This is a genomic window from Peribacillus sp. NPDC097295, assembly GCF_044761665.1.
Lineage (GTDB): Bacteria > Bacillota > Bacilli > Bacillales > DSM-1321 > Peribacillus.
In genome coordinates this window covers 22,462-32,459 of sequence record NZ_JBIWCW010000025.1, presented here as the reverse complement: position 1 = coordinate 32,459, position 9,998 = coordinate 22,462, and the positions used below count along the sequence as shown (strand labels likewise).

8 protein-coding genes and 1 riboswitch are annotated in these 9,998 nt (G+C 38.4%); all 8 genes read left to right on the top strand.

Annotated features, from left to right (window positions below; translation table 11 throughout):
- Window positions 1-276: 276 nt before the first annotated feature.
- The 8 genes from ACIQXN_RS20890 (at window position 277) to ACIQXN_RS20855 (ending at window position 9,980) form a co-directional block, all read left to right on the top strand.
- Window positions 277-1,116, top strand: a complete 840-nt coding sequence (locus tag ACIQXN_RS20890) for a tyrosine-type recombinase/integrase (RefSeq protein WP_402971280.1) — start codon at window positions 277-279, stop codon at window positions 1,114-1,116.
- Window positions 1,117-1,509: 393 nt separating this feature from the next.
- On the top strand, window positions 1,510-2,412 hold the full coding sequence (locus ACIQXN_RS20885) for a YegS/Rv2252/BmrU family lipid kinase (RefSeq protein ID WP_402971277.1): 903 nt from the start codon (window positions 1,510-1,512) through the stop codon (window positions 2,410-2,412).
- A gap of 118 nt (window positions 2,413-2,530) precedes the next feature.
- Window positions 2,531-3,193, top strand: a complete 663-nt coding sequence (locus tag ACIQXN_RS20880; protein WP_402971274.1) for a hypothetical protein — start codon at window positions 2,531-2,533, stop codon at window positions 3,191-3,193.
- Between the two features lie 13 nt (window positions 3,194-3,206).
- Window positions 3,207-4,466, top strand: a complete 1,260-nt coding sequence (locus ACIQXN_RS20875; RefSeq protein WP_402971272.1) for an efflux RND transporter periplasmic adaptor subunit — start codon at window positions 3,207-3,209, stop codon at window positions 4,464-4,466.
- Window positions 4,467-4,641: 175 nt separating this feature from the next.
- Window positions 4,642-4,790, top strand: a riboswitch (cyclic di-AMP (ydaO/yuaA leader).
- A 172-nt stretch (window positions 4,791-4,962) separates the two neighbouring features.
- On the top strand, window positions 4,963-6,225 hold the full coding sequence (locus ACIQXN_RS20870; protein WP_402971269.1) for a cation:dicarboxylate symporter family transporter: 1,263 nt from the start codon (window positions 4,963-4,965) through the stop codon (window positions 6,223-6,225).
- Window positions 6,226-6,432: 207 nt separating this feature from the next.
- Window positions 6,433-7,215, top strand: a complete 783-nt coding sequence (locus tag ACIQXN_RS20865; RefSeq protein ID WP_402971266.1) for a hypothetical protein — start codon at window positions 6,433-6,435, stop codon at window positions 7,213-7,215.
- A 159-nt stretch (window positions 7,216-7,374) separates the two neighbouring features.
- Window positions 7,375-8,457: a D-alanine--D-alanine ligase gene (locus tag ACIQXN_RS20860; protein WP_402971263.1), complete on the top strand. Its 1,083-nt coding sequence runs from the start codon at window positions 7,375-7,377 to the stop codon at window positions 8,455-8,457.
- Between the two features lie 143 nt (window positions 8,458-8,600).
- A complete protein-coding gene (locus ACIQXN_RS20855) occupies window positions 8,601-9,980 on the top strand; it encodes a UDP-N-acetylmuramoyl-tripeptide--D-alanyl-D-alanine ligase (RefSeq protein ID WP_402971260.1) in 1,380 nt (459 codons plus the stop codon).
- Window positions 9,981-9,998 lie beyond the last annotated feature (18 nt).

Below are 9,998 nucleotides of genomic sequence, written 5' to 3'. Positions count from 1 at the left end.
GCTCTTCAGCGCCGATGGTAGTTGGGGGTTTCCCCCTGTGAGAGTAGGACGCCGCCAAGCCATTTGAAAGGTCAGCCATCGTGCTGGCCTTTTTTTGCGTTTTGTGATGAAATTCACTGGAAAATGAGAATCATTCCTTTTAAATCTTGGTTTGTAGTGAGGGATATATATTTTTTTTCGGAAAACCATAGGAGATTAGGGACAGAATTCTTCGTTTCTAAAAGGAAATATGTTAAACTAAACTTAGTTCTGAAACTGTCATTGGGGGAATAGCCTATGGATACCTCTGCTAAAGATGAAATGATTTCTTCGTTTGCTGGATGGTTGGAAGACCAAGGGAAATCAGCTAATACAATTAAAACGTATACAGGTGTTCTTTCTCAGTTTTGTGAACAGACACAAAAGGTACTAATGGAGATTAACTCTGAGGACATACAATTGTATCTTGACTATTTAGAAAATTGCAAGAAAAGTCCAGGGACAATAGAAAAACATTACAATGCTTTAAATGTATTTTTTAAATTTTTAGGAAAGCCACAGATTATGCTTTCTGTTGAGCGTAAGGTTAAGGATCCTAAAAATGAGGCACCTGAGTCACTGAATATAAAAGACCAGGAAGCCCTTTTAAAAGATATAGAGGCAGAAGGAAATCTTAGGAATATCGCCATTGTATATCTTTTACTACATACGGGTATTCGTGTTTCGGAGCTATGCGATTTAAACGGAAGTGATGTTATCATGGAAGGCAACCGGAATTATATTCTCGTCCGGAATGCAAAAGGGGATATTGATAGATCCGTTCCACTTACCGATTTAGCAGTACAGTATGTGAAAAACTATCTCAGTTCACTGAAGGAAAAAGCAGATCCATTGTTTATTTCAAGTTACAATCAAAGAATCACGCCGAGGTCGGTACAATATATATTAAAAAAATACAATGTCCACCCACATAAGTTACGACACACTTTTTGCCAAAGATTAGTGGATAACGGAATTGACATACAAACTGTATCCAAACTTGCAGGCCATAAGGATTTAAACGTGACAAAGCGTTACCTAAAAGAAAAATCCTCGAATCTGGAAAATGCAATAGATCAGACTTTTACTAAACATTAATATTTTTAATATAAATTTTTAAAGGAACGGGGAAACTCGTTTCTTTTTTGTATTTTATATGAGCATTTTATAAAAAATGTGGGGTTTCACGATTTAGATTCACGTCCTGAAATTACTTACCTGTTTTTTTCTTATCACTTAATTCCTTGATGATCAAGTATATTACAGGAACGGATAACTAATTGTAAGCAATGGAGAGCTCACTAGACCCCCTTTACGGGTAATTCTGTGTCCTTTGAATAACTTCTTCCCCCTCTCCTCCTTGAACCCGCTACCTGTCTAGCTTATGGTTAATTTAATTGCTTCTTCCATTAATGATTGAGTTTTAAAAGGGATGAAAAAGGAAAAAGTAAGGTGAAGAGTACCTGTTCAATAAATGGAGGGGAATAGAATATGAGATGGAAAAAAGGAATGCTGATTTATAACGAATGTGCAGGAAATAGTAAAGTGGAAAAAGCACTGGAGGATTGCCTTCCTATCCTAACGCCTCAATTAGATGAATTTCTTATTCTTCAGACTAAGGAAAAGGGTGATGCGCGCCAATTTTGTTTAGATCACGGGAACGACATGGATGTGGTCTTCGTATTAGGAGGAGATGGGACGGTACATGAATGTGTGAATGGTCTTTCTCCACTTGAACATCGACCGTTGCTGGGAGTGTTGCCTGGGGGGACTTGTAATGATTTCTCCAGAATATTAGAAATACCTCAAAATATCCGCCGTGCAGCAGAAGCTTTAGTACATGGAAATGTTCGTATGATAGATGTTGGGAAGGCCGATGACGATTACTTTTTGAATTTTTGGGGAATTGGTCTGATCTCTGACACGTCAAACAATATAGATGAACAAGAAAAAAGTAAATTCGGGAAAATCGGGTATTTTTTAAGTGCAATTAGAACGATAGGGGATAAAGAACCTTTTTCCTTTAGAATCGAATGTGAGGATAAATGTGTCGAGGGAAAAGCTATAATGATTCTGGTCTTAAATGGCAGTTCTATCGGTACGAACTCCCTGCCTTTTCCGATGGTTAATCCAGACGATGGGCTATTTGACATCGTCATCGTGAAGGAGTCTAGCCTAAGTGTTTTCAGGGAGATATTAGCCATGAAGCAATCATGGTCTGAAAATATAAGGTCTGATTCAGGTGTAATATATATCCAGGTAAGTAAATTGAAATTGCAAACGGATATACCGCTTGATGTCGATATGGATGGGGAAATCTATAAACAGACCCCCACTGAGATTGAAGTATTGAAACAGCATCTTGCTTTTTTGTCTCCAAACTTAAGGGGCTAATTTCATTGGTATTTATAATGAATATATTTTTTATATATATTCTTCCTTATTTCTGCATTTGTTTCCAAAATAAGATAAAATGTTAAGTGATATTTCATTTTTTGCAGGAGGAACATACATGATATACCAGGTGCGATTGTTAAAAGGCATTTTTGAACCGCAAAGGAGCCGTTACCAATTGCAGAATGCGGAAGCGGTCACGCGGATTGGCTGGAAACTACTATTATTATATTTTCTTAGTGTCCTAGTTTTTGCAGTAGGCGGATATTTTGGAATTGGTTCAGAATCATTTTCTAAAAATATTACGAAGATGGATGCAGGAGAATTTGAAGCGGGAAAATTGCTTGTCATAATAGGTAATATGATTGCGGGTATTTTTTACCCAACTATTTATGTCTTTTTATCTTCTTTATTCTATTGGGTTGTAGCCGATATCCCATACATAAAAACTGTCATTGTTCAAATGATTTTGTTTAGTTTGCATATGCTGGAGAAGATTTTGTTAATTCCCCTTTTTGTGCTGTTGGATATTGGGCATGATGCGAATCCTTTTTCCTTGGGCGTCATCAGTCAGTACTTTATTCGAAGCGATTACCTTATTCATTTTTTTAGTGAAGTCACCATTTTTCAAATTATAATCATTTCTCTGCAATATTATTATTTGAAAATATATACGGAACGAAATAAGGCCTTTGTCCTTTCAATGATTATTTTATTTTATATCGCCTTATGGTTTGTTAAAGCATTCTTAGCATACTTACAAGTTGGCGTATTCGTATAAGGCGGTGAGGAAAATGAAAAAGTGGAAAGTAACAGCCCTATCAATTGTTTCAGTGGCCTTCATATCGGGTAATATTTATTTGATTGAAAAAAAAGACAGTAAGGTTGAACGGACTGTTTTTACGGAAAATTGGGTAAAGATTAAAAAAGACACCATAACCGAAACTTTTCAAACGAAGGGTATCTTAAAACCGGCAGAAGAGTTTGATGTCTATTTTGATTCAAAGAACAATGATTTTCAGAAGTTCTTGGTTCACGAAGGGGACGAGGTAACTGCTGGAACCTCGTTATTTGAATACACTACAACTAAACTTGACGCATTAAAGGATAATTTGGAAGCGGAAAAAGCAGCGGCTCAAGGAGAAATTACTGGGATTGACGAGTACATAAAAAAATTAAATACTTATCAAAGCAGTCTGACCCTTGATTCGAATAAAACGGTTATTGATGAAACGGTTGAAAAGAATTTGAATATCGACATCACCACGTCTTCCTCGGATTTAATTAAAAGTAATATTGAGCAAGAGAAGTACAAGCAGGAACTTGAAAAAAGTAACCTGGAGGAAAAAGTGGTCATGCTGGAAGCTCAATTAAGTTCAATCGAGGTGCAAACGAATGCCGTCGAGACGACAAGTGAAGCGGACGGTACCGTGAAAAACATCAATAAAAATTTGTCGAACCCGATTATTTCAATCGCTTCTGCAGAAATGGCTATCGAAGGAACCTTTACTGAAGAACAGTTAAAGAAGGCAATGGTGGGAATGGAGTTAAAGGCAAGTGCTCCTGACTTGAATAAGAAATTGGCTGGAACGATAAGCCGTATTCATTCTTATCCAAAAGACGAACCTACTCTTAAGGAAGAGAATAGATACCCATTCCAGGCGAAGATCGTGGCAGATCCCAAAGAGTCCGAACCGTTATTAGCCGGTTCAAAGGTCGATCTTACGGTGATAACGAATGTGAAGGCGGGAGTGCCGGTCGTACCCACGAAAGCGGTGCATGATGCGAAGCAGCCACATGTTTATGCATTAACCAACAAAGGACATGTGGATCGTCAATACCTTACAAAAGGTGCTCATGCAAAAGGGAAACAGGAAATCCTTAAAGGGCCAACAGTGGGGGATGTCATTCTGTTAGACCCAAAAAAGGTAGTGAAAAACCATTCTCGCTTCATTACACCACTTAGTTTTGAAAAAATGAATCCTGGAACTTATAAGAAATTATCTACCCGGGAGAAAATTAGATACATTTTACTAGGAATTTTGGAAAAATAATTTATATTAATCCAAAATTGGTTATTAACCTTTTTTAAACCTTAAACTAATTACCTATTTAAACAATAAGTGTAAACTAAATTAGCTCTTAATATTCAGAATTTATCGATGCATTTCAAGGCTTGGATATGAAAATATATTTACAGATTTATATTTTTAGTATAATATTTTAATATAAGTTAGTTCGCTTAATCTTATAAAAAAGAACGGGGGAACCATTTTTGCGGATTTCATCCGCTAGGGGTGAATTCAGAGATGAAAGGGCCATTGTGTTTCCGATTCCTAACCCGACAGCTAACCCCGTAAGCGTCTTCGAGGGAACATGTGTGAATAACCGCGAATAGGGAAAATGACACGTAGTGTGTCTTTTTTTTAAGCGTAAGGATAGAAGTTTTTCAATATACAGAAAAATTTTTCTCTTTTTATTAGTATCTTGTTTCCCTTACCGAGACAAATGTTTTTACATCAAAGACTATATGGAAGGTGAGGAAATTAAATGAAGAAAATCAAACTGAGTTTAGCGACTCAAATTTTTATTGGCTTAATTCTAGGGATTATCGTAGGTGCTATATTTTATGGAAGTGAGACAGCCCAAGGCTATCTACAACCATTAGGCGATATCTTCTTACGAATGATAAAAATGATCGTCGTTCCGATTATCGTTTCTAGCCTAATCGTTGCAGTTGCAGGCGTGGGTGATTTAAAATCAGTAGGGAAATTAGGTGCGAAGTCACTATCCTACTTTATAGTAGTAACATTAGTGGCGATCGGTGTAGGATTAATGTCCGCTAACATTATTCAGCCTGGTGCAGGCGTCGACATGGGTAATCTAGAACAAACTGATATTTCTACGTATGTTGATACAGCAGAGTCTAAGCAACACGAATCATTTATAGACACAATCGTTCATATTGTACCATCTAATCCAATCAAAGCTATGGTAGAAGGCGATATGCTTGCCATCATCTTCTTCTCAGTATTGTTTGGACTAAGCATTGCAGCTATTGGTGAAAAGGGTGTACCAGTCTTCCGTTTCTTCCAAGGAGCTGCGGAAGGTATGTTCAACTTAACGAATATGGTTATGAAGTTTGCTCCAATTGGGGTGTTTGCACTTATCGGTGTGACCATTTCTAAATTTGGATTATCATCATTGATTCCATTGGGGAAATTAGCCCTTTCTGTTTACGGAACGATGATTTTCTTCGTCATTGTCATTCTTGGTCTCATTGCAAAATTTGTCGGCTTCAGTATCTTTAAGTTAATCGGAATTTTAAAAGAAGAATTAATCTTAGCATTCTCTACAGCGAGTTCTGAAGCGGTTCTTCCAAGAATCATGGAGAAGATGGAGAAAGCAGGATGTCCTAAACATATTACATCCTTTGTTATTCCGACTGGTTATTCTTTTAACCTTGATGGTTCTACATTATATCAAGCTTTAGCAGCCATCTTCATTGCTCAAATGTATGGGATAGACCTAAGCGCTTATGAGCAAATTACGTTAATGTTAGTATTGATGATTACCTCTAAAGGGATTGCCGGTGTACCTGGCGTATCATTCGTTGTGCTTTTAGCAACATTAGGAACTGTTGGTATCCCAATTGAAGGACTGGCATTCATTGCAGGTATTGACCGTATTCTTGATATGGGACGTACTGTGGTTAACGTTATCGGTAACTCTCTTGCGGCAATTGTCATTTCTAAGTGGGAAGGTCAATTTAACCCTCCAGCAGAAAATGATAAGCTCGGACAAGCTTCATAATATGGTCAAAACTCCAGGGTGTTAACACTCTGGAGTTTTTTATTTGAAAAAGGCCATTGAAGTTCAAATGGTCAATATTTATGAGCGGTTCAGAAGAAGGTTGTTTTCTATAGTGGTATTTATAATTCTATTTTATATAACCTTCGTGAATAATGAAAAGTTTGATAAAATATAACTAATGATGAAAGGGTCGGAGGGAATGTGATCATGAAAAATGAAGATAATGATATCTTATATATGCATATGCAGGCTTCCGAACGATTTGTCCTCTTTAACGGCCTTAGTTTTCGGGAATTTACTTGTTCCCTGCCTCATGGCTTGAATTCCATCTTATTATTGAAACATCAATATGATGGTGGGGACTACAACTTGAATGTCTTGCTGGAGAGTGTTTCATCCGATAATATCACTAAGCTGTTGAAAGAGGATGTCCGAGCATATGGGGATTTCTGTTGGATTGACTTTGAAGAAGCGGATAGTCTAGAAGAATTGGAAGGAAGGGAATTAGCAGAACTCTTATATGTAGCGCATACCAAAAATCATTTAGATCCCCCTTTCTTTCGTAAAATGAATAACCAATTTGTTTACCTAGCCCAGGACGATGGGTGGTTTAATAAAATTTACTTTCGTTCGATCTCGACGTACTATAAGATGCTGGGGAACTTGATACCTTCAAAACTAGAATCATTGAAGGCGGAAAGAACGTGGTTAGGCATTAGGAAGAAAAAAGAATTACCGACAATTCCTTTAGATATTATTTCTTCTCTTGCTCCTATTTTGGCGGAAGGTCTCGTTTTTTCTTTTAGACATGTCAAGTTTACAAGGGCAAAAATAGAAATCCCAGCTTGGATTGTGGGAGATTATTTGAACATGGATGAGATGCATGATGACTTTATAGGAAGGAAAGTGCAAGGGCCAGATGCCTTCATTACTTTTCAACGTAAAGAAAAGGTTTGGGAGAGCGTAATAAATACGACGCTTTATAAATAACTCCTCTTTCGTTCACTAGGATTCATGGTCGTAGGACTTGTAGTCAGACGCATAACTTATATAATTGTAACCAGGGAGGTTGGAAGTTTCACTTTTCCCGCTTTAGTGTAAAATGATACAATGGAATATGGTTAAAAGAATATTGGAGGGTAATAACTCATGAAAACTAAACTTGGTTTGCTTTATGGTGGAAAATCTGCAGAACATGATGTTTCTTTGCAGACAGCTTTAGCAGTCATTAAAGCTCTCGATTTAGCAAAGTTTGATATATATCCGATTTACATAACAAAAGAAGGGTCTTGGGTAAATGGACCAAAGTTAACAGGACCGGCAAAATCTGTGGAGGATTTGATTTTATCATCTGACAAACTGACATCGCCTTTGTCTTTGCAAGCTCATTTAACGGATGAAGAAAGTGGATCCACGGGGTATGATGTCATTTTCCCTCTTCTTCATGGTCCGAATGGTGAAGATGGAACGGTTCAAGGAATGCTTGAGTTGTTGAATCTTCCTTATGTGGGAAATGGGGTACTTGCTTCATCTGCTGGGATGGATAAGGTCATCATGAAAAACATTTTTGCGCAAGCGGGACTTCCGCAAGTTAAATATACATGGTTCATCCGCTCCGAATGGGAAAATAACATGGAACTCTCCATAAAAAAGGTGGAGGAAGAATGTGGCTACCCATGTTTTGTAAAGCCGGCTAATCTAGGGTCAAGCGTAGGGGTCAGCAAATGTAATACACCGGATGAATTGAAGAAGGCAGTGGCAGAAGCATTCCAATTCGACCGAAAGATCATTATTGAAGAAGGAGTCATTGCCCGCGAAGTGGAGTTTGGCGTTATCGGCAATGATAACCCCTCTTGTTCTGTGGCGGGAGAAATCATTCCGAAGACGGACTTTGACTTCTACGATTATTCAGCTAAGTATGTCGATGGAAATTCAGCGATGGCTATACCAGCCGAAATAGAGGAAAGTGAATATAAGGCTTTATCTCAAATGGCCATAACGGCCTTCAAGTCACTGGACTGTTCAGGACTTGTTCGTGCCGATTTCTTTTTGACGAAAGACGGAAAAGTCTATATCAATGAAGTGAACACGATGCCTGGCTTTACGCCATTCAGCATGTTCCCGCTATTATGGAAGCATACGGGACTTGAATATCCACAATTAATCGAAGAACTTGTAAAGCTTGCTTTAGAGCGCCATGAAGAAAAACAACAAATTAAATATACAGTTTAAGTAGTAAAGTAAGGTGGGTCCATACTTCATTTGTATGAAAAGCTCACTCTAGCAAGCAGGAATCGGTTCTTCATGCCGATTGCTGCTTAGTTTTGTTATAAAGACAATAGAAGAACGGTTCGATGAAAGAAGGAGGAACGAAATTGATAAAGAGAACGTTGAAACAAGTGTCTGAGATGGTAAATGGATTAAATGATAGTAAGGCATCAGAGCTCATTGAAATTCATGGTGTCACCATCGATTCAAGGGCGGTTACAAAAGGGTGCTTATTCGTTCCGTTAAAGGGTGAGCAAGTGGATGGCCATCAATATGTCAGGAATGCCCTTGCACAAGGAGCAGCCGCGTCCTTTTGGCAAAAGGATATTCCGAATCCTCCTACTGACTTACCGATCATTCTTGTGGAAAATACTGAAAAGGCCTTACAGGAATTAGCACGTGCCTATCGGGAGCAATTGAAAATAAAAGTCATTGGAGTAACGGGAAGCAATGGTAAAACCACTACGAAAGATATGACGGCTGCCCTGCTGGCCACTACCTATAAAGTCCATAAGACGAATGGGAACTTCAATAATCATCTTGGATTACCACTTACGATTCTTTCGATGGGGGAGGAAACGGAAGCTGCCGTCTTGGAAATGGGCATGAGTAGCCGTGGGGAAATCGAATTTTTATCCAAGTTGGCAAAACCCGATGTAGCCATCATTACAAATATAGGCGAATCGCATTTGTTGGATTTAGGTTCACGAGAAGAAATCGCCAATGCCAAGCTAGAAATTGTAGAGGGATTAGCACAGGGAGGAACGCTTATCTACCACGGTGACGAACCATTGTTGGAAAGCCGGATTCAAAAGGAATTCACCCATTTACGCGTTATATCCTTCGGCCGTACGGAGCGTAATGATTTGTTTCCATTGACGATTACACAGGGTGCGGACAGTACTTCTTTCACACTTGGTGGAGTGAATCAAGGTGACTATCATATTCCGGTATTGGGACAGCATAACGTGCTCAATGCTTTGGCCGCTATCCTTGCCGCAAAAGAATTGCAAATAGACAACGAAGCTATCCATAAGGGCTTAGAAGCCATTCGCCTCACTAATATGAGGATGGAGATGGTCGAAGGAGCAAATGGGCAGAAAATCATTAATGATGCTTACAATGCCAGCCCCACATCCGTAAAAGCAGCCATTGAGTTGATTGAGGGATTATCAGGTTTCAGGAATAAAATCCTTGTGCTAGGAGATATGCTGGAATTAGGAGCAAGCGAAAAAGATTTCCACTTGAAAATAGGTGAACTGATAGCGGTTGATCATATTGATAAGGTCTATACATATGGTCCGCTTGCCGATTATATTGCAAAAGGTGCAAGTAAAACATTTGCAGCGGATAATGTTCGTTCTTTCCAAGATAAACAGCTTTTAATAGAAACACTTAAAGCATCAACAGAGGCTAACGATTTAATCCTCGTCAAAGCTTCAAGAGGTATGAAATTAGAAGAAGTCGTTAAAGATTTACAAAAATGAATATCACCAAAGGAAGAG